A 24,758-nucleotide genomic window follows, 5' to 3' on the forward strand; every position below is an offset into this window, starting at 1 on the left:
CCCAAAAGGATGTGATCAGACAGGTGCGCCGATCACGAAATCTTATCTTGGAAGCAACGCGATAGGCCGGTCAAGTGCAGCTTGCTGATTTTGCATTTACCGATGACTGGCAGGGGTGGATCATCCTTCTGTCGACCTTGACGTTACGAACAGCTATCCCCATTGATTGAGTAATAAACTCAAAAAAAGCTTTGAAGGGGAATCGGGGACGGCATGGGGCATTTGTCTCGCATTCGAAGCGGTACAATCTTTGGCTTGTATCTGCTTGCCTCGATTGGCGGAGGAATTGGCGTTTCCGGCGCGCAGGAAACCATCATTACCTATCGTCCTCCGCCAGAAGCGGCAGAAAATCATGTTTATCCACAACGACTTCTGGCCGAAGCCCTTAACCGGACAGCGGATCGATACGGCGATGTGCGCATTATGCAGGCCTTTGCCACCGTTTCGCGCGACAGAAGCAAGGTTCTTCTTGAAGAAGGTCGGTATTTGCATGTCATGGCTGAAGTCCCGCGACCGAATTGGGAAACCGATCTGATCCCGATTTACATTCCGCTTCGCAAAGGGCTTCAGGGGTACCGGTTGTTCTTCATAAACCGCGAACTCCAGCCTTTGATGGACAAGGTTGAAACGCTAGACGATCTCAGACGGTTTTCGACCGGATCCGGTGCACAATGGTCGACTACCCTGATCCTTGAAAATGCGGGGTTTGATGTTGTAACCGGGCACGATTACGAAACAATGTTTGATATGTTCAGCTTGCGCCGTTTTCAGACATTCAGTCGGGGCATCAACGAAATATTCTTTGAACTCGACACCATGTCAGACAAATATCCTGACATGTATATCGAAACCGGACTGGCTCTTCATGTACCGTTGCCAGTGTATTTTTTCGTGACACCGACAAAACCGAAGCTGGCCGAACGTATCGAACTTGGCCTGCGCGAAATGATCGCCGATGGCAGTTTCGATAAATTGTTCATGGAATATCACGGCGATCTGATCCGGCGGGCAAATCTTGCAAATCGTAAGATATTCCGTCTCGAAAACCCGAACCTGAGCAACCGGGTCCCGCTTGAAAACCCTGATCTGTGGTATTGACTACCTGATCTGGCCTACATTACGACCGTATTGCCAAATTCGCTGGTTTGCAGAAGCCGTTCGACAATCTGAACGCCTTCACGTAGCCGTTCGGTCGATTTTTCCGCCCCAAAACAAAGTCGTAGCCCGCGTGGCGGGTGCCCAACGGAAAACTGTTGTGCCGCGGTCAAAAGAACACCGTTGTTGGCCGCATTCATCACCAGTTCACCGGGGTCAATATGATCAGGCAGGCCAAGCCAGATATGATAATTGGTGGGATGGAACCGCACGTCATATCCCTTGAGTGTGCCAAGAATGATCGAAAGACGTCTTGCGGCTTCTTCGCGATGCCAGGCTTCGTATCGTTTAAGGCTGCCATCCTCGATCAGCCGTGAAACCAGTTCAAGATTGATGGCTGACACCATCCAGCAGGTGGATCGGATGGCGCTTGCAAGTTTGGCGATCATTTCGCCCGGCGCATGGATATAACCGACCCGAAGGCCGCCACCGATGCTTTTGGATACGCCGTCCAGATAGATGCTGCGTTCAGGCGCAAAGCATGACAGCGGGGGTGGGGCGTCGGGATTGAGGAAATGATAAATTCCGTCTTCAATCAAAAGCAGATCGTATTTGCGCAGCAGTTCGGCGATTTCCATGCGGCGCTTCTGGCTCATGGTGCTGCAAAGCGGATTATGCAGTGTCGGCATCAGATAGATCGCGCGCGGGCTTTGCGTGCGGCACAGATTTTCCAGCGCTTCGGGAATAATGCCTTCTTCGTCCATAGAAACACCGCGCAGGCGGAATTGCAGAAGATTGGCCAGGCTGCGCAGGTTCGGATAGGTCAATTCCTCGCACAGGACCAGATCACCTGGCCGTACGGTTGCCAGCAATGAAACCGTCATGCCGTGTTGAACGCCTGCGGTTGGCAGGACGCGTTCGGGATTGTCATCCAGCCCAAGGGCACCTGCCATCGAAGCGAGAGCACGCCGATGGCCCGGCATGCCATATTCCGACTTGTAGGTGATCATGTCATTTAACGGCGTGCATTTGGCAACGTCGATCAGGACATTGCGAATATGGTCTTCACGCGGTGGCAGGGGGCAATTCATCCGGAAATTGACCGGGCCGATATCCTCGGCGTCGTCATTTGCCGTTTCCCGGGTCATCGCGCCGATATTGTTGCTGAAATGGCCCGGTGCAGGGACCGTTACCGCCATATCCAGTTCGCTTTGCAATCCGCCCAGCACATATGTGCCGCGCCCGACTTCGCCCGCGACAAGCCCCAGTCTTTCCGCCTCGCGATAGGACCGGGTGATTGTGCCGACGGTGACGCCAAGGTGATAGGCGAGATCGCGATGGGTGGGAAGGCGGTCGCCGGGTTTGAGTGACCCGTCATTAACCGCGCCGCGGATGGCGTGTGCGATCTGCCGATAAACAGGACCGCTGCCGCCTTCAATGTTTGGAAGCCATATTGTCATGGTGACAATGTTTAAATTGACACAGTGACAATGTCAATGACAAAACGAAATCGGTACAATTAATCGACAGGAGGAAGTGATGGTAAATTGTAACGATACAATCCGGTTTTCCGAAATCAATATCAAAGGAAATGCACAGTTGAACACCAAAGGCGCCGTCAAGGCGACTACCTGGCGTTCTGCTGTTGCCGGCATCGCTGTCTCCGTGTTGGAACGTGTTCGCGTATGGCAAGAAAGTGCACGCAATCGCAGAATGTTAGAGCAACTTGACGATCATCTTTTGAAAGATGTCGGAATGACGCGGTCTGATCTAGATCGTGAATTGTCAAGGCCGTTCTGGATAGGGTTCCCCCCGCGCAGCTAGGTGAAGTTGCGCCGAACGGAGGTTCACGCTCCCTCGTGCCTCCGTTCGAACCTTGTCTGGAATTGTACCAATAATTCACATTCGATTGTACTCATAAACTATCCTAAAGGGTGACAATGTCGTTGTTTACGGTAAACGAACTTCGCGAGGCTGCGGCTTATGTCCATGAATATGTGGCGCCGACGCCGACTATTCGCTGGCCGTTGCTGGATCGGGCGACGGGATTGTCCCTGTATGTGAAACATGAAAACCATACACGCCTTGGGGCGTTCAAAATTCGCGGCGGGCTGACATTTTGCCGTTATCTGAAAACCTCGCTTGGCGTATCGCGCGGTATCATAAGTGCCACACGCGGCAATCATGGGCAAAGTCTTGCGCATGCGGCCAGTCAGTCGGGTATTTCGGCAACCATTATCGTCCCGCATGGCAATTCGGTTGAAAAGAACGCAGCGATGCGGGCCTGGGGGGCCGAGGTCATCGAGCATGGCGATGACTTTCAGGACGCGGCCGAATATGCCGCCCAACATGCGGTGGCCGAGGATCTGGTCATGGTGCCGCCATTCCACCCGGAACTTGTGCGTGGTGTTGCATCATATGGGCTGGAACTGTTTGACGCGGTCAAAAAGCTTGACCGGATTTATGTGCCGATTGGCATGGGATCAGGGATCTGTTCGTTGATTACGGTGCGCGACGCACTGGGCCTTGATACTGAAATTATCGGTGTTGTCGCGGAGGGTGCAGATGCCGTCCTGCAATCCTTCCGGGCGGGCAAGGTAATTACAACGCCAACGGCGAATACGTTTGCAGATGGTGTTGCCTGTCGCAGTCCTGATCCGGCTGCGTTTGAAATCATCAAAGCCGGTGCATCCGATATCGTCGCTGTCAGTGACGATCAAATCCGTGATGCAATGCGCCTTTATTTCAGTTCCTGCCACACCCTTGCCGAAGGGGCCGGAGCCGTTTCGCTTGCGGCAGCCATTGCGGATCGTGAACGCAATATCGGCAAGAAGACGGCTGTCATTCTGAGCGGTGCCAATATTGATAGGGCCGACTATGCCCGCATCCTGAACGGAGATACCCAATGAGCCGCCCCTTAAATCGTGCCGAAAGCAGCCCCACTGCACCGACGGCGCGTCATCTGATGTTTGACGATCTTGAACAGCTTGACCAGATTCTGGCCGCAACCAGCGATATGGCACGCGCGTTTGTTCAGGGTGCCGATGACATGGATGTAACCTGCCGCGACTTTTCTGCCTTTGATCCCTCGCGCCTGATGCCGGGGCAGGGTCGCGGTACGCTTGATGCGTTGCGGGCAGCTAAGGAAGAAATTCTGCCGCTGCTCGCCGCATCAATCGGTCCCCGTTATCTTGGCTTTGTGACCGGTGGAACCACACCCGCCGCCCTTGCCGGTGACTGGCTGACTGCTGCAGTTGACCAGAACGCCACCGGACCGGAAGGCAGTGTTACGGCGGCGGTCGAGGAACAGGTGATCAGTTGGCTGTGCGACTTGGCCGGTTTGCCCAAGGGGCGGTTTGACGGTGTTTTGACCACCGGGGCGACGGTATCCAACCTTTTGGGGCTTGTTGCCGGTCGCCAGTGGTGCGGCCAGCAGATCGGTGTTGATGTTGACGCTGATGGGGCCGGTGTTCTTCCGAGTTTTGAAATCTTTGCGGCGAGCCCGCATGCCAGCATGATCAAGGATTTATCGGTCACCGGTATCGGTCGTAACAGCTTTACCAAGGTTGCGACCCAACCCGGGACCGAAGAAACCGATATTGCCGATCTTAAGACGAAGCTTGCGGCAAGCAAGGCCAAGGCCAAGATGGTCATTGCATCTGCCGGAACGGTGAACGCCACCGATTTCGACAATCTGGTCGCTATTGCCGATTTGTGTGCGGCGTTTGGGGCGTGGCTGCATGTGGATGCGGCGTTTGGCATGTTTGCTGCCCTTGATGATCGTCGTGCCCATTTGCTGGCGGGGCTTGACCGTGCGGATTCCATCACGTCCGACGGTCATAAATGGCTAAATGTTCCCTATGATTGCGGAATTTTCCTGACCCGGCATATCCGTGTACTTGAAACCTGCTGCCGGGCATTTGCGCCTTATCTGCAGACCGAGGCGGTCGGTAATATGTATATCAATCGCGGGGTGGAAAACTCCCGCCGGTTCCGGGCCTTGCCGCTTTGGTTGGCGATGGTGGCCTATGGTCGCGACGGATTTGCCGGGATTGTTCGGGTGAACTGTGATCAGGCTGCTGATCTGGCGCAGTGGGTGCGCGGTCATGAACGGCTTGAATTGCTGAGCGAACCCAAACTTAACGTGACCATGTTTACCGGTCCGGGAAGCGATGATGACAATCGCGCCTTGCTGACGCGAATCAATGCGACCGGCAAACTGTTTATGACGCCAACGATTTATGGTGGCCGGTTCGGGTTCCGTGCTGCGTTCAGCAACTGGCGCATGCAGGATCACGATATGGAGATTGTCAGGAACGCAATTGACAGTGTCCTGTAACAGCGTTGTTTTTCGACATATGTAGAGATCATTCAGGATAGACGATTTATGACCACACTTCCGATTTACCAGATTGACGCGTTCGCAGACCGGATGTTTGCCGGTAATCCGGCGGCGGTGGTGCCGCTTGATAGTTGGCTGTCTGATGCGGTAATGCAGAATATCGCCTTGGAAAACAATCTGTCGGAAACAGCCTTCGTGGTGAAGCTTGATCCGTCAAAGAATGACGGAGCTGATTTTCATATCCGATGGTTCACACCAACGGTCGAAGTGCCGCTTTGCGGCCATGCGACGCTGGCAAGTGCGTTTGTCATTTTCAATATGCTGGGCTTTGGCGGTGATTTGATTCGCCTGCAAAGTGCTAGCGGAATTCTGACTGCGCGCCGTGATGGTGATGCGATTGTGCTTAATTTCCCCAGGCAATCGATTGCTCCTGACGATGTTCCGGCGCACGTTCTTGCCGCCATATCCAACGCAAGGCCGACAAGAACATTCCGGGTTGCCAGCCGGGATACGGATTTTGTCGTGGTCTATGATGATGCATCGGTGGTGCGGAACATGACCCCCGATATGTCAGCATTGGGAAAACTGGCCAAACGCGGTGTGATCGTTACCGCACCGGGCGATCAGCCGGGCATCGATATGGTATCGCGGTATTTTCTGCCCGCCCTTGGCATTGATGAGGACCCAGTCACCGGTTACATGCATTGCGTTGTCTCGCCGTATTGGGCGGAACGCAACGGGAAATCCAATGTTGTCGGCTATCAGGCGTCCAAGCGCGGCGGGATTGTTGATTGTACGATTGATGGTGATCGTGTCCATCTGAAGGGCAATGCGCTTTTGTATCTCAAGGGCGAGATTTATTTGCCTGATTGACGTCGGACAGACTGTCGAAAAGCGATCATTGCAATGGCGGGCAGGGCACAACACTGCCCGCCATTTTTATGGAAAGTCGCTGGTTTTCTATGACCTTATGTGGCTGGCTGATCTACCCACTATCGCGCAGGGCCGCGATCACACGTTTGATTTTTATTGACCTCTTGCAGGGGCTTTCGTCTAAGTAAGGACAAAATACGACTTTCGGGGAATGGACAGACCTTCAAAATTGTCTGCCACAACCTCGTATCAAAGCGCTGTTGCAGGGGAAGATGGATCGTGATCGATAGTGTTGTCGCCAGTTCTGCGACGCCATTACAGATGTGGGTGGTTCTGGCACTGGTCGCCGGATCGCTGGTTCTGTACGGGCTGGAGCGCATATCGCTCGAACTGACCAGCATGGCGCTGATTGCCATATTGCTGTTGTTCTTCAATTTCTTCCCGCTGCCCGATGCCGAGGGCAACAACCTTCTGGATGCTGGCGCGTTGATGTCGGGGTTTGCCAACCCCGCCTTGTTGACCGTGTTATCCTTGCTTGTTGTTGGGCAGGGCATGGTTTTGACCGGTGGGGTCAGCTATATCGCCGGTCTGATTACCGAACATGGTGGCAAGAACGCATCCGTGGCGATTTTTATCGGTCTGTTTGTTGTGATGCTGATGTCGGCATTCCTGAACAACACCCCGGTTGTTGTTATCTTCATACCGATCATTCAGGCACTGGCTGAACGTATCCAGCGTTCACCAAGTGCTTTGATGATTCCGCTTTCTTACGTTGCGATTCTGGGCGGTATGACGACCCTGATCGGGTCTTCGACCAACCTTCTGGTATCAAGCTCCTTGATCGAACTTGGCATGCCTGCGCTTGAATTCTTCGAATTCACCGTGATTGGAAGCGTGCTTGCCCTGTCCGGGTTTATTTACGTCCTGTTTATTGCGCCGCGTCTTTTGCCCGCATTGGCATCGATGCGTAGCAAGCTTGCCAACCCCGACAGCAGCGGAAAACAGTTTATTGCCCAGATTACGGTTGGTCCGGCATCGCAGATGATCGGCAGCCGCCCGGTCGCGGGTTTCTTTAAGAACCTGCCCAACATCACGATCCAGATGATCGTTCGGCGCGAACATGCCGATCTGCCGCCGTTCGAAGAGGACATGGAAATCCAGGCTGGTGACGTTCTTGTCGTTGCCGCCACGCGCAAGGCCCTGACCGAGGCGCTTCAAAAAGACCCCGGGCTTTTGCATGCGGAGGCCGCCGCCGTTCACGAAGGTGGTGAGGAGATTCCGCAAAAGTCGACGCAGCTTCTGGCCGAAGTGATGCTGCCACCGGGGTCGCGCCTGATCGGGTTCAACCTTGAACAGATCGGTTTCAGATATCAGTACAAATGCCTTGTTCTTGGTATCCAGCGCCGTTCACGCATGATCCGCACGCAGATGACCGAAATTCGGCTTGAAGCCGGCGACGTTCTTCTGGTGCAGGGACGATCCGAGGATGTTGAAGCCCTTCGTACCATTCGCGATGTGGTTTTGCTGGAATGGTCGACGCGTACTTTGCCGCGCCCGTTCCATGCGCGCCGTGCCGCGACCATTTTCCTTGGCGTGATTGCGGTTGCCGCGACCGGCCTTGTGCCGATCATGGTTTCAAGTTTTATCGGTGCGGCACTGATGATCGCATCCGGGGCGCTTAATCTGCGTCAGGCATCGCGTGCAATTGATCGAAAGATCGTCTTGCTGGTGGCGGCTGCATTGGCATTGGGCAATGCGTTACAGCTAACCGGCGGGGCGGAATTCGTTGCCGATCAGTTGCTTGCGGCAACGCGCGGGGCACCGGCACCGATTATCCTGTCATTGTTCTTCCTGATCGTGGCGCTCTTTACCAATGTTCTGTCGAACAATGCCTGTGCTGTTCTGTTCACACCTATCGGCATTGGCATGGCCCAAAACCTTGGCGTGGAGCCCCATATCTTTGCTATTGCGGTGGTGATGGCAGCGAACTGTTCGTTTGCATCACCGGTCGGGTATCAGACCAACCTTCTGGTGATGGGGCCGGGGCACTATCGATTTGTCGACTTCCTGCGGGCCGGGACACCATTGATCATCATCTTGTGGCTGGTGTTCAGTCTGTTTGCCCCGTGGTATTACGACATCCCTTTCTGATCCGGATTTCGGATGAGAAATCGGCTGATCTGTCATGCAAATACGGGCAGTTATGATGCGCCAAAGGCGTTTGACTTTTGCGCGTGTCGCAATAGGATCGGGCTCCGATTTTGACGAAGAATTATGCGCCTGCATCGTTCGATTATCTCAGGAATATGCCGATGGCCCAGAACGCCAATGTAACCGCCAATTCCACTGATGCCTTTGCCAAACCAAACCAGCGCCCCGAAAGCCCGAATTTTTCGTCGGGTCCATGTAAAAAACGTCCGGGCTGGTCGGCGGATGCACTTGATACCCGTGTTCTTGGCCGGTCGCATCGTTCCAAGTTCGGCAAGGAGCGCATGGAAGAGGTTATTGACCGTTCGCGCGCGATCCTGAACCTGCCTGATGATTATCTGCTTGGCGTTGTTCCCGCATCCGATACTGGTGCGGTGGAAATGGCGATGTGGTCGCTTTTGGGGCCGCGCGGCGTTGATATGCTGGCATGGGAAAGTTTCGGTTCGCTTTGGGTGACCGATGTCCTGAAACAGCTTAACCTGCCAGATGTTCGTGTTATGGAAGCCGATTATGGCAAACTGCCTGATCTTGGCGCCGTTGATTTTGACCGGGATGTCGTTTTCACATGGAATGGAACGACCGCAGGCGTTCGGGTGCCCAATGGCGACTGGATCGCATCGGACCGCAAAGGTTTGACAATTTGCGATGCGACCTCGGCGATTTTTGCCATGGAGCTGCCTTGGGACAAGCTGGATGTTGTCACCTATAGCTGGCAGAAGGTTCTGGGCGGTGAAGGTGGCCATGGAATTATTATTCTGAGCCCGCGTGCGGTTGAGCGCCTTGAAAGCCACAATCCGGCCTGGCCGATGCCGAAAATCTTCCGCATGACCAAGGGCGGAAAGCTGATTGACGGCATTTTCCGCGGGGAAACCATCAATACCCCGTCGATGCTGGTTGTCGAAGATGCCATTGATGCCCTGAAATGGGCCGAAGACATCGGCGGTCTTGAAGGTTTGCTGAAACGTACCCGCCAGAATCGCGCCTATCTTGATGAATGGCTTGCCAAAAGTGACTGGGCGGCTGATTTGTCGGAAAAGCCGGAAACGGCATCCAATACATCGATGTGCATCAAGATTGTTGATCCGTGGGCATTGTCGTTGCCGACGGAAAAGCAGGCAGCATTGCCAAAACGCATTTCGCAAATCCTTGAAGCCGAAGAAATCGCGATGGATATCAATGGCTATCGTGATGCGCCTCCTGGGCTTCGGATTTGGGGCGGTGCGACTGTGGAACCCAGTGATGTCAAGGCGTTGCTGCCTTGGCTCGACTGGGCCTATGCGACGGTCAAAGCTGAAATTCAGGCTGGCTGAACGGCATTTCGTAAGTATTATTTGCGTCTTCGGGGGTTTTCCCGTTGCCCTGTCCGGCACAAAGCGGTAGTAACCGCTACCGGATATATAGATCAGGCACGACCTGAACCGATTTTGCGCGCCTTGTCCGGAAAGCACACATAATGACCGAACTTGCCAGGAAAGCTCTTTTGCCCGCCGGCCTTCAGGATGTTCTGCCTGGAACCGCCGCACGGGAAGCTGACATACGCGAAAAGCTGATGAGCAGTTTCGCACATGCGGGCTATGACCGGGTCAAGACGCCGCTGGTCGAATTCGAAGAAAGCCTTCTGGAAGGTGCTGCTCCCGAACTTGCCACCCAAACGTTCCGCCTGATGGATCCGGTGTCGCACCGGATGATGGGGGTTCGCTCAGATATGACCCCGCAGGTCGGCCGTATTGCCGCGACCCGTCTGGGGGATGCGCCGCGTCCGCTGCGTCTTTCCTATTCCGGCGATGTATTGCGCATCAAGGGCACACAGTTGCGTCCTGAACGTCAGTTTGCACAGGTCGGGGCGGAACTTATTGGCGTGTCCAGTGCGGCAGCGGATACCGAGATTGTGTTGCTGGCGCTTGAGGCGCTGGAGCATGTCGGTCTACCCGATGTTTCCGTCGATCTGAATTTGCCGACCCTGCCGGTGCGTCTGTTTGATGCGTTTGGCGTCGCGCCCGATGATCGCGAAACGCTGATCGCGGCCCTTGAACATCGCGATGTTGCCGCGGTCAAAGCGGTTAGTGGCAATGTAACCGATGTGCTTGTTGCCCTGCTTGAGGCGGCCGGTCCGGCGCAGGCGGCATTGCCGAAGCTTAGAAAGCTTGAATTGCCACTGGGCGCATCCGAAGAATTGCACCGTTTGATCGAGGTTGCCGAACGCATTCTGGCATCCGATCTTGATGCAGCCCTGACCATCGATCCGGTTGAAATGGCCGGTTTCCGCTATCAGACCGGTGTCAGCTTTACTCTGTTTGCCAAGCATGTACGCGGTGAGCTGGGGCGCGGTGGCCGTTATCGGGCGGGTGGTTCGGGCGGCGAGGCCGCAACCGGCATGTCGCTTTTCATGGATACGATTTTGCGCGGTCTTGCCGATGTGAAACCGGTCGAACGTGTGTATCTGCCGTTGGGCACGCCCCAGCGCGAAGCGCGCAAATTGCGCAAAGACGGCCATTATACCGTGGCAGCACTTGAAGGTGCGGCCGAAGCCAAAACAGAAGATGCGGCGCGCAAGGAAGCACGTCGCATGGGATGCAGTTTTATTTATCTTGGCGGCCAGATTGTGCCGCTGGGTGTGTAACCCAGAACCATTTCTTATCGCGCAAGGAGTTTTGCGATGACCAATGTTGCCGTGATCGGTTCCCAATGGGGGGACGAGGGGAAAGGCAAGATCGTCGACTGGCTGTCCGAACGGGCAGACGTCGTTGTGCGTTTCCAGGGCGGTCATAACGCCGGTCATACTTTGGTGATCGACGGAACCACCTATAAGCTGAGCCTTCTGCCGTCGGGTATCGTTCGCAAGAACAAGCTGTCGGTGATTGGCAACGGCGTTGTCGTTGATCCGTGGGCACTTCTGACCGAGATCGACCGTCTCAAGGGGCAGGGCGTTGAAATTACGCCGGAAAACCTGCGCGTAGCCGAAAATGCCTGCCTGATCCTGCCGTTGCACGGCAATCTGGACAAGGCACGTGAAGCCGCGGCAACCGGCAACAACAAGATCGGTACGACCGGTCGTGGGATCGGCCCGGCATATGAAGACCGTGTTGGCCGCCGTGCAATCCGCGTTGGCGATCTGGCCGATGTCGAACTTCTTGAAGCCAAAGTCGAAAACCTTCTGACCCACCACAATGCGCTTTTGCGCGGTTTGGGCCAGCCGGAAGTTGATGGTGCCGAACTGTTGGCGCAGCTTAAGGAAATCGCACCGAAAATCCTGCCATTCTCGGACACTGTCTGGAAATCGTTGAACCAGTTCAAGGAAGCTGGTCAGCGTATCCTGTTTGAAGGTGCGCAGGGCACGATGCTTGATATCGATCATGGCACGTACCCGTTCGTGACCTCTTCCAACACGGTTTCGGGCCAGGCAGCGGCTGGTTCGGGTATGGGCCCGTCGGGTGTCGGTTATGTTCTGGGGATCACCAAGGCATACACCACACGCGTTGGTGAGGGACCGTTCCCGTCCGAGCTGTTTGATGCTGATGGCGATCGTCTTGGCGAACGTGGGCATGAATTTGGTGTGGTTACCGGGCGTAAACGTCGTTGCGGCTGGTTTGATGCGGCCCTTGTCCGTCAGTCGGTCAAGGTTAACGGCATTACCGGTATTGCATTGACCAAACTTGACGTTCTTGACGGGTTCAAGGAAATCAAGATCTGCACCGGCTATGACATTGATGGCAAAATCTATGACCATCTTCCGGCGAACCAGCGTCTTCAGGCCAAAGCCAAACCGGTTTATGAAACCATTGAAGGCTGGTCGGAAACCACGATGGGTGCGCGTAGCTGGGCCGATCTTCCTGCGGCGGCGATCAAATATGTTCGCCGGATCGAAGAGCTGATCGAGGCACCGGTTGCGTTGCTGTCGACCAGCCCGGAACGTGATGACACCATTCTGGTTCACGACCCGTTCAGCGCCTGATCGCGTGTTTGAATGAAAATGCAAAAGCCACCGGTTCTTCCGGTGGCTTTTTTCGTTTCAGGTGAATGATTTGGCCGATCCGGTCCTTGTTTGCAGCGCGGATAACGGCTTGCTCCGTTTTGTTATCGGCAGTATCGTTTCAGGGGACCAGAGGACACGACAAAACAGCTTTACAGGTAGGGGCTTTGAACGTGTTTCCTCCAACAAAGAAAAACCGGGGCTCATGGCACAAGAAGCGGAAATGCAGAAACAGGATGTTTCCGACGGCGCTGACGAACAGGATGGCGCCGGGGAGAAAAAGGATTCCCGGGCGCAGGCACCAGGCTTGGGCGGAGAGGAACCCGCTGCCAGTGGCGGTGGTGGACGCAGTGTCGAAATTGGCAATTTCCGTGTGTTCTCGGATCTTCGGCTTCCTGAATACGATATGGGTAATTGCAAGGCTTATGCCGCAGATAATCTGCGCCGCGAAGAGGGTGGTGCATTCGCACTTGTCACAGACCCGACTGTTCCAACGCGTCAAGACCTGATCAGGTTTCTGACGGGGGTACACATTGGTGGCCAAATTGATCTTCTGGACCATGAAATTGCCCACTGGCCGCTATTGGACCGCAAGACAATGGTGCTTTTCTATGAAAAGCCAGCAGGCGGTCGTGTTTTGGTGCCGGGCGAAAAACAGAGAAAGATAGACGAACACGATTTTGCCAAAGTTGTTATCGAACCGTTGATGCATGTGTTGCAGGCTGTGGCCGACAAAGGGCTGACGCATCGGAATGTTCGTGCAGACAATCTTTTCTTTGGCGATCCGATGGCTGAGAAGGTTGTCGTTGGGGATTGTTGTGCTGCCCCTGCCGGTTTCAATCAGCCACTGGTTTACGAGACCATATCCCGAATGACTGCCGACCCTGCCGGTCGCGGGTTGGGAACGCTGCTTGACGATCTTTATGCCCTGGGCATGACGATTGCCGCCCTTGGTATTGGGCATACGCCGCTTCAAAAGCTGCGCGAACAGGACATTATCGACGTTAAACTGTCCAAGGGGTCGTTCCAGGCAGTGGTCATGAATGAAAAACTGCCATTGGCATTGATTGAACCAGTGCGCGGACTTTTATGTGATGACACTGAAGAAAGATGGGGATTTGCCGAACTGAATGCCTGGATCGATGGCCGTCGGGCAAAACCGGTCCAGTCAAATACCGAGCGAAGAGCAGCCCGATCCCAGAACCTGGCGGGCAAGGATTATTATACTGCGCGATCACTTGCGCAGGGGATTGCAAAGAACTGGGTCAACTCGCTTGCACCGCTTCGCGATGGTACTGTTGAAATATGGTTGCGCCGCGGGCTTGCGGATAATGACCGCGCCAAACACATGTCTGAAGCAATACGGCAATTGCAGTGGGCTGGTGCGGATAAGCGCGCGGCCGAGGATATTCTGGTTGCCAAATCAATCATCATCCTTGATCCATCCGGAGCAATCCGGTTCAAGGGCTTTTCTGCGATGGTTGATGGTCTGGGCAGCATGCTGTCCTATGATGTCCAGCACGGCCGTGGGCCGCAGCGTTTTGCCGATGTTGTGGTCCGCGATATTCCGTCCTTCTGGTTTGGCCGTCAGGGCGGGTACAGCCCGGAAATTCAGAAGCTGCAGCAGGCGTACAAAAACCTGCGATACTATATCCAACAGCAAAGTGCCGGTTATGGCTATGAGCGGTGCCTTTATGCCATCGTGCGCAATCAGCACTGCCTGAGCCCGATGATCGAGAAAGATTATGTTGTCGATATAACGCAGCTTTTGCCAGCATTGGAAAAAGCTGCCGCAGATTTGCCTGACGATAGCTGGCCAGTGGACCGACATATCGCGGCCTTTATTGCGACCCGCCTTGAGGATGATGTCGAGGCACAGCTTCTTGCGCTGCAGAATCCTTCTGATGAAGTTGAATACAGTCGTGCGATTATCAGTATGCTGGCACTTGTTCAATGGCGACATGGCCCCGATAACCTCCAGAACCTGTCTCATTGGGTCGCACGTTTGATGGAGCCCGCGGTCAAGGTATTTCACAGCAAAGCCAGACGGGAGCGGGTCGAACACGAAATCCCGAAACTGGCCAAACGCGGCAATCTGGTTGAACTTTACAACCTGATCAATGACGAACAGGAACGCAGAAAGGACCAGACCGAATTCATCACCGCGGTCGAGGAATATTCCGAAGCGGAAAGCGAGGTCTTTGATCTTAAATCATCAGGTCCCGCACGGCTTGAACTGGCAGAAAAAGTGGGTCAGCAGGCGGCAGCTTTTGCGTCGACCATGATTGCATTGCTGACGGTGTCGGCACTGTTTCTGATGCATATCTGGTAGGGGACGGGGATGGCAAGACAGTCTGGCAGTAAAAAGAAAAGTGCCTTTTCCGGTTTGTCGGTGGTGGCATCCGCCGTGCTTTTGTTCATGGTAGCTCTGCCGACATTCATTACTTTAGCAGTCGGGCTTTTGCCTTCTATGGTCGCGTTCATGTTTGATCGCAGCCAGGGACGGACCATGTCGCGCTGCATTTTCGGTCTGAATTTTTCAGGGGTTGCGCCCTATATCATGGAAATCTGGCAACAGGGGGCGCAAACCGTTGGTGTTGCAACGCAGGAAATTTTCCAGCCCGTTGCCTTGTCGATCATGTATGGCGCAGCCGGTCTTGGCTGGCTTTTGTATCTGGCGATGCCACCGATTGTTGCCAATGTTCTGAACCTGTCGGCCCAGCGTCGGGTTTCCGAGTTGCGCAAGAAACAGCGCGGATTAATCAAAACTTGGGGTGACAGCCTGATCAAGGAAATTGATCGTTCCGGGAAGTGACCAGTTCATTGAATGATATATCTTAAGCACAAAAAAGCGGCGGACAAGTTGTCCGCCGCAGTCATATTCATTGACGAGGGTAAGGTTGGGACTCACATCGGCAAATCGGTGTGGATCGATTTGCGCACTTTTTCAAAGGCACGTACTTCTATCTGGCGAATGCGTTCACGAGAAATTCCATATGCCACGCTGAGATTTTCGAGCGTCACCGGAGAGTCCAGAAGGCGACGCTGGGTGAGAATGTCGCGTTCGCGTGCGTTAAGATGCGACATCGCACTTTTCAGCAGGTTCATCCTTTGAAGGAATTCCTCGCGCTTGCCATACAGGGTTTCCTGATCTTCGTCTTCGCTTTCGATCCAGTCGACCCATTCGCCGTCGCCGTCAATGCGTACCGGCGCATTCAGAGAATGATCCGGTCCGGCGAGGCGGCGGTTCATCATGATCACGTCATCTTCGGAAACGTTCAGCTTTGTCGCGATCAGTTCCACCTGCTCCGGTAGCAGATCGCCTTCATCGATTGCCTGCATCTGGCTTTTGAGTTTCCGCAGATTAAAGAAAAGCTTTTTCTGGGCGGCGGTCGTGCCCATTTTCACCAGCGACCAGGAATGCAGGATGTATTCCTGTATTGCGGCGCGGATCCACCACATTGCGTAAGTCGCAAGGCGGAACCCTTTGTCCGGGTCAAATCGCTTGACCGATTGAAGCAGGCCTACATTGCCTTCGGAGATCAATTCGTTTATCGGAAGTCCATAACCGCGATAGCTCATGGCTATCTTGGCAACCAGTCGCAAATGGCTGGTAATCAGCTTTTCTGCGGCAGTTGCATCATCATTGTCACGGTATTCACACGCAAACGTCGTTTCCTGTTCAGGTGTAAGCATGGGGTAACGGCGGATGCGCTGCAAATAGACTGTCAGACCATCTTGGGAGATGATTGGAAGTGCATTTCCCTGTTTCATTGAAGCCTCCCGTTACGCTTCGTATAAGGTGCGGTTTATCCCCTAGCACCTTAGACAGGGTATACGTGGGTATTAGAAGGCGTCAATAGATTTTCGACCAAAAAGGTTAGGTCAGACTATCCCAATGGGTAGGTCTAGGCAGGTGATGAGTTCTTGTAGGTCTTCCGGAAGGGGGGCTTTGGTAAGGACGTAATCGCCTGTTTTTGGGTGCAAAAATCCCAGTGTTCTGGCATGTAGCGCCTGTTTCTCAAAGCTGTTCAGAACCTCGTGCACCCGCGAGTTGAACTTCTGGGTAAGTTTGCTTCTACCATAGACAGGATCACAAATAAGTGAGTGACCAAGATGGGTCATATGGACGCGAATTTGATGTGTTCTACCCGTTGCAAGGCGGCACTCGACGAGTGAAGCCAACGAGTCGTCACGTTTTGCCAAAACTTTGTACCGGGTGAGGGCCGGTTTTCCGCCATTTCGCAGCACCGCCATCTTTTTACGGTTGCGTGGGCTTCTGCCAATATTGCCTTCTATTATGCCCTCGCGCTGGCGGGGGACACCCCAGACCACGGCGATATAGGCGCGTTCGATATTTTCCTTGTCCTCGGAAAACAGGGTCGAAAGTGCCCTATGGGTTGCGTCGTTCTTGGCAATCACCATGGCGCCGCTGGTGTCTTTGTCGAGCCGATGTACGATACCCGGGCGCTTTACGCCGCCAATGCCCGAAAGGCTGTCACCGCAATGGGCCAGCAATGCATTGACTAGTGTACCGCTTTCATTGCCCGCTGCGGGGTGCACCACCATCCCGGCCGGTTTGTTGATTACCAGCAGATCGTCGTCCTCATACAGGATATCGAGCGCGATTTTTTCGGCTACGGGATCGGCCGCAACAGCAGGTGGAATTTCGAGCGCAAATTGATCACCGGATTTGACCTTGTACGACATTTTGGCGACCGGATTGCCATTCAGCATCAGATGTCCGTCCTCGATCAGGCTTTTGATGCGTGAACGTGACTGTTCGGGCCATGCGGTTGCCAGAACCTTATCGAGCCTCGCACCTTCATCCGAGGGCAGGGCGATATATTCAAGATGTTCCGCGTTTGAGCCGCTATCCATATTCACATCTGCTGTTGTTCGGGGTCATTTGGGCCAGTGATATCTGTTGCAGGGCGGTTTTAATCGCTTGACGATGAAATGCAATCCCGCTTTGCAAACTTGCAATTGGTGTTTCTTGTCGGTATGGCCTTCAATGTTGTCTTGTTCTGCATGCTGTAATAGCAGCGTGGTGCAAGATCAGGCTGTTGATCAACTTATCAATCGGAAATGTGATGCGCGTTATCAAGATTCTGGTCGCTTTTATGGGAGTGCTGATCGTCGCGGGCGTCGCACTTGTGGTTTATGGGGTATCGCGTCAGGAAGATGGTGGCATTGTAACCGATGACGCAATGCCGTCTGTACCGGTTGCCGGGCAGGTTGACGCATCGTCCGGTCTTGATCCGAAACCGGTTGCGCAATTGGCACCGTTCGGAACAATCAATATCGATCTGGCGCCGGGTGAAACGCTGGTCGATTTTTCCCGGCAGGGAAGCGAGGCAACCGTGCGCCTTGAGGGCCGTCAGGGAAGCCGTCTGGTCGTTGTTTCCTTGCGGGATGGCACGATCCTTGGACAAATCCTGCTAGTGGAGCCGCAATAGACCGTTTTCTGCAAGGTGGTTCGATGACCGGATCCGGGTATGTTGTGACGTTGCCAGAAAGTCTGCGTGACGAGGTTTCGGCCTTGGCAGTCAATGCCTGGCCTGAGGAATGCTGCGGCCTTTTGGTTGCAAACGCAGACGATCCGACCACGATTACCCGATTTGTTGTTTCGAGCAATATTGCCGCCGATCCCCTGAAGACATTTGAAATCGATCCGCAAACCCTGATTGCAACGCATCGTTCGGTTCGTGATCGCGGCGAGGTGATTGCCGGGTGCTATCACTCGCACCCTAATCGCGATTGGCAGCCGTCGAAAACAGATCTGTCACGTGCCGAGGAAGCCGGTTTCCTGTGGCTGATCATCGCCACCGATAAAACGGGCCTTGCCGGATACGGGTTATATCGCCGGATGCCTGAACATTCCGGCGATGCAGGCCCGCGCCATTTCATGCGTTGCGAGATTTCCGAAACCTGATCACCGCTTTGCCATCCGTTCGATCAGACCTGTCTGTCTTTCAAGGCATTGCTGCAAGGCAAAGTTTTGTGTGATCGTACGGCGCGAAAGCTTGCGGATTTCGCGAAGACGTTCAGGGTGCGCCAATGCTTCCGCCATTGTTGCGGCAAGCTGATCCTCGTCCCAAAAAACGCACATCAATCCGTTCTTTCCATGACGAATGATATCCCGGCACGGTCCGGTATCCGATGCGATTACAGGTGTTCCGCATGCCATGGCTTCAAGCACCGACCATGACAAAACAAACGGATATGTCAGATAGACATGGGCCGAACTGATCTGGAACAAGCGGATCAGCTGGTCATGCGGAATTTGCCCAAGAAAGGCAATTCGGGACGGATCCATGCCGGTTTCTGACATCATGGCGTCACGCCATTTCTTTCCGTCACTGCGGGGGGATCCATAACTGATGCCGTCACCACCCGCGACGACAAAAGTAACCTCCGGGTTTTGACGGGACAGTTTTGCCGCAGCACGCATGAACTGCGGGAACCCGCGATAGGGTTCAAGGTCGCGCGCGACATAGGTGATTACCGGATCACCCTGCCGGACAACGCGGCCATCGGGCAGGATCAGTTCTGCTTTGTCATCCGGGCGGCAGCGATGGATATCAATACCATCATGGCAAATCCCGATCTTGTTGTGGAAGCTTTGCGGGAAGGCAGCTTTTTGCCAAGCCGTTGGACTGATCCCGGCATCAATGGTTTCCAGACTTGAAAGCTGCGCATTGTTGCGCAACCGAAGCTGGGTTCGCTTGGCCAATGTAACCGTTTCGGTTGGATCGAAACCGACATCGCGCCCCTCGGCATGATAGTAATGTTCGCAATAACCGATCAGTGGTGTCTTGCGCAGGACATCCCGTGCAAACATCATGCCGCCCCAGCCAATATGCCCGTAAACAATATCGGGTGGCCCCTCCTGTGCGACGAGTGAATCGAGTGTTGTGGCGGCCTGCATGCCGATTTGATGGTGATATTGGGGGAACGGGGTGGCAGGCGGGGGCGGGGTAGCCCGCTGACGCAGGACACGAATGCCGGGAAGTTGAACGTTCATTGCTTCGCAAAGGAAGGAAACCTGCCATCCGGCATTTGCCAGATGACAGGCCAGGTGAACAAATTGTCCCGGTCCATGGCGGTGGACAAAGACAATTTTCATCGGCGACTGCGAAGCTCCTGTGTCATGACAGCGCTTGTTACTGGCACACCGCCATAACGGAGGGTCTGTGTCCAGAATTCCTCCAGGCGCCGCAAGGTGCGAAGTGCTGTTTCCATTTCCTGCTGGTCTTGCAGGTCATTGGTCAGTGCGTTGTGATATTCCTCGTGGAATTCATGCAGGGATTCACACAGTTCATGCCCCTTACGGGTAAGTTTGATTCTGGCAGACCGTCGGTCACGGGCCATCACATGGCGTTCGACATAGCCCGATTCAGCCAATTGCTTCAGATTATAGGATGCATTCGATCCCATGTAATGGCCGCGATCAAGAAGATCCCGGACCGAAAGTTCATCGTCTCCGATGGTAAACAGCAACGCAACTTGTGCGGGGCTGATGTCATCTTTGCCGAGTTGAATAAGATCTACACGAAGCAGATCAGCAAAACGCCGATAAATACGCTCGACGGTATTTGCTAGTTCAAGATGAGTGACGGTCATGTTGTTTGATCCGTTATCTGGTCCCAAGCGAGAGTTGATGCCATGGTCTTTCGACCGTGGCAGGCCTTTCGTGTGGGGAAGATAACAGGACGTTGCTCTTGAACGGTTTTTCCGCACGCCCAATTCTTCCCTCAGTTTGCTCGTAATTTCGAAGTAATTTGAAAGTATTTTTATTTTTAAATTACTTCGTCTTCTTCTGTTTTTACATTGTCAGATCATGAACATGAGATCGACATATTTGATTTTATTGTAGATCATCATGACATCGCAACTATGTGATTAGATTGCGGAAAAACTATGACTTTTGGCTGATTGGATGAAAATCAATGCATTTTGGTCGTAAAAACACGCCAAAAACCGCAGAAAGCAAAGCTGTCAGACCATCGCTGGATGCGAAGTCCGTCATCCGCGAGGCAAGATACACTTTTGTTCGTGGCCTTGGATGGGCCGGGGTCCTGAGCGGCTTTATCAATGTTCTGCAACTGACCGTGCCGCTTTTCATGCTTCAGGTGCATGATCGCGTCATAAACAGTCAAAGCACCGATACGCTGAAATTGCTGCTGGCAATTGCGGTCGGCGCTATCATTCTATACGGCATCCTTGATTTCATTCGGGCCCTGATCTTTCAGGAAATGGCCAAATCATTACTGCGTCGCCTGAACTTGCCTGCGATTTCGGCAGCAATGAGCGTCGCGCTTGAAAAAGGGTCGGTACAGGGGACGCAGGTTCTGCGCGACCTGTCCGATCTGCGTAATTTTATCAATGGCAATACCATTGGTGCACCGCTTGAAGCGATCTGGTCGCCCATTTTCCTCGGTGTGATGTTTGCCCTGCATCCGTATTACGGGATTGCCGGCCTTGTGGCGGTGCTGATCCTGATCGGGCTTAGTCTGTTGGGGGATTTGCTGGTACGCCAGATCACCAAGGAGGGTTCTGACGCCAATCTGCGCAATATCGGCGATATCGGGTCAACCGTATCAAACGCCGAAGCCATCGAGGCGATGGGTATGTTGCCGGCTCTTGCAATGCGTTGGCGTCAATCGCAAATCCATGCCAGCGAGCTACTTGATATCGGTAATGCCCGTAGCAAGGGGATGTATTCTGTCTCGCGTTCCGCCCGTTTCGGCATGCAGATTTGTGTGCTGGCGATGGGCGCATATCTTGTCATTCAGGGTGAAACAACACCTGGCGCGATGATTGGCGGTACGGTCATTATGGGGCGTCTTCTGTTGCCGTTCGATAATGTCACCCGCGATTGGCGGGCTTGGGTTTCAGCCCTGTCGTCATGGAAGCGTATTCGAAATATCCTTGAAGAACGTCAGTCCGAGCGTGAGATCGAACCAACGCCGCGTTCCGAAGGCCCGCTTGTTGTCGACAATCTGGTTTATGCGGTGCCGGGATCTAATGTTCCGGTTTTGCGCGGTGTGAATTTTGACCTTAATCCCGGCGAAATCCTCGGGGTGGTCGGGCCATCCGCAGCGGGTAAGTCAACCCTGTCACGTGTTCTGGTGGGGGCTGCAAAGCCGACGGCAGGCGGTGTGTTCCTTGACGGGCACAGTACCTATCTTTGGGAACGCGGATCGTTTGGCAACATGGTCGGTTATCTTCCTCAATCCGTGTCACTTCTGAACGGAACCATCCGTGAAAACATCGGTCGCATGCGCGAGGCAAATCCGCGCAAGGTGATTGATGCAGCCCGTGCGGCTGGCGTTCATGAAATGATCGGTCGTTTGCCGTTGGGCTATGACACGCCGATCGGGGCCGGGCGGCATACATTGTCCGGCGGGCAGCAGCAGCGCATCGCGCTTGCACGTGCATTGTATGGCTGGCCCCGTCTTCTGGTACTGGATGAACCTAATGCCAATCTTGATGCCGAAGGCGAGGCGTCTCTGATACGGGCGGTACGTCAGGCTGCGGATGCGGGGGCGATGGTGGTGCTGATCGCGCACCGCCAAAGCATCATGCAATACGCCCACAAGCTGCTTGTCATGCAGGATGGTCGGGTCAAGCAATTTGGTGAACGCACCGATGTGATCCGTTCGATGACGCAGGATGACAATGACATCAAAAGCCTGCCGTCGATCAAACGCAATCAGCAAAACGGGGGTGCGGCATGAACCGTGTAATCAATGTCGATGATCGTGGCGAGGTCATGATCCCGGAAGATCCGCAACCTGCATGGTATCAGGTGCTTGATGAAGAGAGGACGGCGTCTCGCCAAAGTCTGCGCAAGCCGATCATGGCAGGTATTATTGTGATCGCTGTTGGGTTTGGCGGTTTCTTTTCCTGGGCTTTTACAGCTGAACTTGATAGCGCTGCGGTTGCGTCAGGTTCGGTAATCGTGGATTCCCGCAAAAAGGTCGTGAACCATTTCGAGGGCGGCATTTTGAAAAAGCTGCTGGTCGAGGAAGGGGAACGCGTAAAGCAGGGCCAGGTTTTGATGCTGCTTGACGGGACGCGAAGCGAGTCCGAACTCGGGCAGTTGCGCGGCGAAAGATATGGACTTCTTGCAAAACTTGCACGCCTTCGTGCGGAGCAGGAAGGTCGCGACCAAATCAACTTTCCGCAGCAATTGATGGATGCGAAACAGGAATATGTTGATGACATCTTGCAGGATGAAAAGCGTCTGTTTGGCAAGCGTAACGAGGTTTATGAGGCCAAACGGAATGCTCAGGCCAAACAGATAGAACAGTTTGACGCCGAGGCCCGTGCGCTTGATTCCCAGATCAATGCCCGCACCCGGCAGGAAAAGCTGGTTGCCGAGCAATTGCAAGGCATTCGTCAGTTGGCCGAGAAGGGATTCGCAACGCGTACCCAGTTGGTCGAAATCGAGAATAACTGGTCAGATCTTGTCGGCGATATGGGCGAGTTCAAGGCGCAAAAAGCCGCAGCAGAACAGCAAAAAGCCGAAGCTGAAATCAATCTTGCGTCGATTGAAATGGAATGGCAAAGCGACATAGCAACTGAAATTCAGGAAGCCCAACTGGCACTGAACGATGTCAGCCAGCGTCTTCGTGCCAGCGAGGATGTCCTGAACCGGTTGGAGGTCAAGGCACCGCAGGCCGGTACTGTCGCCAATATTCAGGTCCGCACACCGGGCGGTGTGATCAGTCCGGCAGAGCCGATCATGGATATTATCCCCGAAGACGAGCCGCTTTTGATCGAGGCGATGATCAATCGCCAGGATATTGATTCGGTTCATGTCGGGTCAAAGGCCCAGATCAAACTGACGGCATATAGTCAGCGTCGCCTGGCACCACTTGATGGGGAGGTTAAATATGTTGCAGCAGACCAGACGGTCGATGAGCAGCGCGATTCTTCCTATTACATCGTTCGGGCCGCAATTGACCCTGGTGCATTGGCAGAGCGCGATGACATTGAAATTCGACCGGGTATGCCAGCAGATATTCTGATCCTGAAATCGCCCAGAAAGGCGATTGACTATCTGGTAGATCCGATCACCGAAAGCATGAGCAAAGCGTTCCGCGAGGACTGATTTTCAGAAATGCTGCAGGCGCGAAAGCCGCAGATTGAAACGTCTGCGGCTTTTTCTTTTCAAGTATTGTTCAAAAATAAAACTAAATATAAATCAAATAAAAAATGAATACTTGTGAAATAATTCAAGAATTATAATGTAATTCATGCCTTAATCCATAATATTGACACAATAAAAACACGAGAATATCTTCCTAAGATAAAAGAAAAGAATATAGGGTTGCTGTGTGGCCGATCTCAGGGGGCCTCTAGCGCCTTGAGGGAACGGCCAACCTCTCGTGAGGGGATAACCCCCGCGATGTCAATAATGTTGGGACACGAAGGAGGATTACATGGCAACTCTCGAAGGCGGCGCCTTTGATGATGCGCTTCTAGGGTCTCGTTTCAGCGACGTGATTTTTGGACGTGGCGGTGACGATACAATCTTCGGACAAGGTAATGATGATGTTCTGTTCGGCGAAGAGGGCGATGACGTCCTGTTCGGTGGCGCAGGCAACGACGTTGCCATTGGTGGCGAAGGTAGCGACATCCTGTTCGGTGGATCGGGTAACGATGTACTGATGGGGGATTCCGGCAGCGACCTGATGATGGGTGGCTCCGGTGAAGATGTTCTGTCAGGTGGTGCCGATGACGACACCATGCTTGGCGGTTCGGACAATGATGTCCTCGATGGCGGCGCAGGCGATGATCTCGTGATCGGTGGATCCGGTGATGACATCATGCTTGGCGGCGCAGGCAATGATCAGATGTTGGGCGGTTCTGGTGACGATGTTCTCCAGGGCGGCGCAGGCAATGATCTTATGCTCGGCGGCGCAGGGGACGATGTCCTTGACGGTGGTGCCGGTGACGATCTGATGATCGGTGGCTCGGGTAGCGATACCTTTGTCTTCACCGGTGGCGGCGGTAACGACGTCGTACTCGACTTCACGGTTGGCGAAGACATGCTTTCCATCAGCAACAACATCAACGACACCGGCATCGAAAGTGCCGACGATGTTGCTGCGCGTGCAACGCAGGATGGCGCCAACACTGTTATCGACCTTGGCAATGGGGATTCCATCACCCTCAACAATGTCGATGCAGAAGACGTCCAGGACAATCCGGACAGCTTCTTCAGCGTCCAGTAATCCGAATGATGGCGTCCGCAAC

Annotated in this window: 21 protein-coding genes; 16 read left to right on the forward strand and 5 right to left on the reverse strand. The window is 53.9% G+C overall.

What is annotated here, in order from left to right:
- Positions 1-213 precede the first annotated feature (213 nt).
- On the forward strand, positions 214-1,098 hold the full coding sequence (locus R1T41_RS17030; protein ID WP_317338061.1) for a hypothetical protein: 885 nt from the start codon (positions 214-216) through the stop codon (positions 1,096-1,098).
- Positions 1,099-1,112: 14 nt separating this feature from the next.
- Here R1T41_RS17030 and R1T41_RS17035 read toward each other — a convergent pair whose 3' ends face one another.
- A complete protein-coding gene (locus R1T41_RS17035) occupies positions 1,113-2,555 on the reverse strand; it encodes a PLP-dependent aminotransferase family protein (protein WP_247793460.1) in 1,443 nt (480 codons plus the stop codon).
- Between the two features lie 79 nt (positions 2,556-2,634).
- Between R1T41_RS17035 and R1T41_RS17040 the strand changes: the two genes are divergently transcribed.
- The 10 genes from R1T41_RS17040 to R1T41_RS17085 all read left to right on the forward strand — a co-directional run bounded on the left by R1T41_RS17040 (position 2,635) and on the right by R1T41_RS17085 (position 15,303).
- Positions 2,635-2,919: a DUF1127 domain-containing protein gene (locus tag R1T41_RS17040; protein WP_317338063.1), complete on the forward strand. Its 285-nt coding sequence runs from the start codon at positions 2,635-2,637 to the stop codon at positions 2,917-2,919.
- 116 nt (positions 2,920-3,035) lie between these two features.
- A complete protein-coding gene (locus tag R1T41_RS17045) occupies positions 3,036-4,004 on the forward strand; it encodes a threonine dehydratase (RefSeq protein ID WP_317338065.1) in 969 nt (322 codons plus the stop codon).
- The gene (locus R1T41_RS17050) at positions 4,001-5,434 is read left to right on the forward strand and encodes a pyridoxal phosphate-dependent decarboxylase family protein (RefSeq protein WP_317338068.1); all 1,434 of its coding nucleotides are present in this window, start codon (positions 4,001-4,003) and stop codon (positions 5,432-5,434) included. The genes R1T41_RS17045 and R1T41_RS17050 overlap by 4 nt, the downstream gene beginning before the upstream one ends.
- A 48-nt stretch (positions 5,435-5,482) precedes the next feature.
- A complete protein-coding gene (locus R1T41_RS17055) occupies positions 5,483-6,310 on the forward strand; it encodes a PhzF family phenazine biosynthesis protein (protein ID WP_317338070.1) in 828 nt (275 codons plus the stop codon).
- A gap of 279 nt (positions 6,311-6,589) precedes the next feature.
- A complete protein-coding gene (locus R1T41_RS17060) occupies positions 6,590-8,461 on the forward strand; it encodes an SLC13 family permease (RefSeq protein ID WP_062949257.1) in 1,872 nt (623 codons plus the stop codon).
- Positions 8,462-8,622: 161 nt separating this feature from the next.
- Positions 8,623-9,828 carry a phosphoserine transaminase gene (locus R1T41_RS17065; RefSeq protein WP_317338071.1) on the forward strand — a complete coding sequence of 402 codons (1,206 nt, stop codon included), beginning with the start codon at positions 8,623-8,625 and terminating at the stop codon, positions 9,826-9,828.
- Positions 9,829-9,971: 143 nt separating this feature from the next.
- Complete coding sequence (locus tag R1T41_RS17070; protein ID WP_297015066.1) at positions 9,972-11,138, forward strand: ATP phosphoribosyltransferase regulatory subunit; 1,167 nt, start codon at positions 9,972-9,974, stop codon at positions 11,136-11,138.
- Between the two features lie 36 nt (positions 11,139-11,174).
- Positions 11,175-12,470, forward strand: a complete 1,296-nt coding sequence (locus R1T41_RS17075; protein WP_062959693.1) for an adenylosuccinate synthase — start codon at positions 11,175-11,177, stop codon at positions 12,468-12,470.
- Between the two features lie 223 nt (positions 12,471-12,693).
- Positions 12,694-14,820: a protein kinase family protein gene (locus R1T41_RS17080; RefSeq protein ID WP_317338073.1), complete on the forward strand. Its 2,127-nt coding sequence runs from the start codon at positions 12,694-12,696 to the stop codon at positions 14,818-14,820.
- A 9-nt stretch (positions 14,821-14,829) separates the two neighbouring features.
- Positions 14,830-15,303, forward strand: coding sequence for a hypothetical protein (locus R1T41_RS17085; RefSeq protein WP_062949247.1), 474 nt, complete (start codon positions 14,830-14,832; stop codon positions 15,301-15,303).
- 92 nt (positions 15,304-15,395) lie between these two features.
- Here R1T41_RS17085 and rpoH read toward each other — a convergent pair whose 3' ends face one another.
- The gene (rpoH, locus tag R1T41_RS17090) at positions 15,396-16,262 is read right to left on the reverse strand and encodes an RNA polymerase sigma factor RpoH (protein WP_062949245.1); all 867 of its coding nucleotides are present in this window, start codon (positions 16,260-16,262) and stop codon (positions 15,396-15,398) included.
- 111 nt (positions 16,263-16,373) lie between these two features.
- Positions 16,374-17,369 (reverse strand): RluA family pseudouridine synthase, encoded by a 996-nt coding sequence (locus R1T41_RS17095; RefSeq protein ID WP_317338077.1) that lies wholly within the window; start codon positions 17,367-17,369, stop codon positions 16,374-16,376.
- A 212-nt stretch (positions 17,370-17,581) separates the two neighbouring features.
- Between R1T41_RS17095 and R1T41_RS17100 the strand changes: the two genes are divergently transcribed.
- Both R1T41_RS17100 and R1T41_RS17105 read left to right on the forward strand, forming a co-directional pair.
- Entirely contained in the window at positions 17,582-17,947 is a 366-nt protein-coding gene (locus tag R1T41_RS17100) for a hypothetical protein (protein WP_317338080.1), read from the forward strand.
- Between the two features lie 23 nt (positions 17,948-17,970).
- Positions 17,971-18,423: a M67 family metallopeptidase gene (locus R1T41_RS17105; protein WP_317338082.1), complete on the forward strand. Its 453-nt coding sequence runs from the start codon at positions 17,971-17,973 to the stop codon at positions 18,421-18,423.
- Here R1T41_RS17105 and R1T41_RS17110 read toward each other — a convergent pair whose 3' ends face one another.
- Together R1T41_RS17110 and R1T41_RS17115 are read right to left on the reverse strand one after the other, a co-directional pair.
- Positions 18,424-19,617 carry a glycosyltransferase gene (locus R1T41_RS17110; RefSeq protein WP_317338085.1) on the reverse strand — a complete coding sequence of 398 codons (1,194 nt, stop codon included), beginning with the start codon at positions 19,615-19,617 and terminating at the stop codon, positions 18,424-18,426.
- Positions 19,614-20,114, reverse strand: a complete 501-nt coding sequence (locus R1T41_RS17115; RefSeq protein WP_317338088.1) for a MarR family winged helix-turn-helix transcriptional regulator — start codon at positions 20,112-20,114, stop codon at positions 19,614-19,616. Before R1T41_RS17115 ends, R1T41_RS17110 begins: the two co-directional genes overlap by 4 nt.
- A gap of 326 nt (positions 20,115-20,440) precedes the next feature.
- Here R1T41_RS17115 and R1T41_RS17120 point away from each other — a divergent pair, with 326 nt between their 5' ends.
- From R1T41_RS17120 to R1T41_RS17130, 3 genes are all read left to right on the forward strand, one after another.
- Complete coding sequence (locus tag R1T41_RS17120) at positions 20,441-22,231, forward strand: type I secretion system permease/ATPase (RefSeq protein WP_062949234.1); 1,791 nt, start codon at positions 20,441-20,443, stop codon at positions 22,229-22,231.
- Positions 22,228-23,610 (forward strand): HlyD family type I secretion periplasmic adaptor subunit, encoded by a 1,383-nt coding sequence (locus tag R1T41_RS17125; RefSeq protein WP_062949233.1) that lies wholly within the window; start codon positions 22,228-22,230, stop codon positions 23,608-23,610. The genes R1T41_RS17120 and R1T41_RS17125 overlap by 4 nt, the downstream gene beginning before the upstream one ends.
- Before the next feature lie 331 nt (positions 23,611-23,941).
- Complete coding sequence (locus R1T41_RS17130; RefSeq protein ID WP_317338090.1) at positions 23,942-24,736, forward strand: calcium-binding protein; 795 nt, start codon at positions 23,942-23,944, stop codon at positions 24,734-24,736.
- Positions 24,737-24,758: the final 22 nt, after the last annotated feature.

Origin of the sequence: Thalassospira lucentensis, assembly GCF_032921865.1 — a bacterium.
GTDB lineage: Bacteria > Pseudomonadota > Alphaproteobacteria > Rhodospirillales > Thalassospiraceae > Thalassospira > Thalassospira lucentensis_A.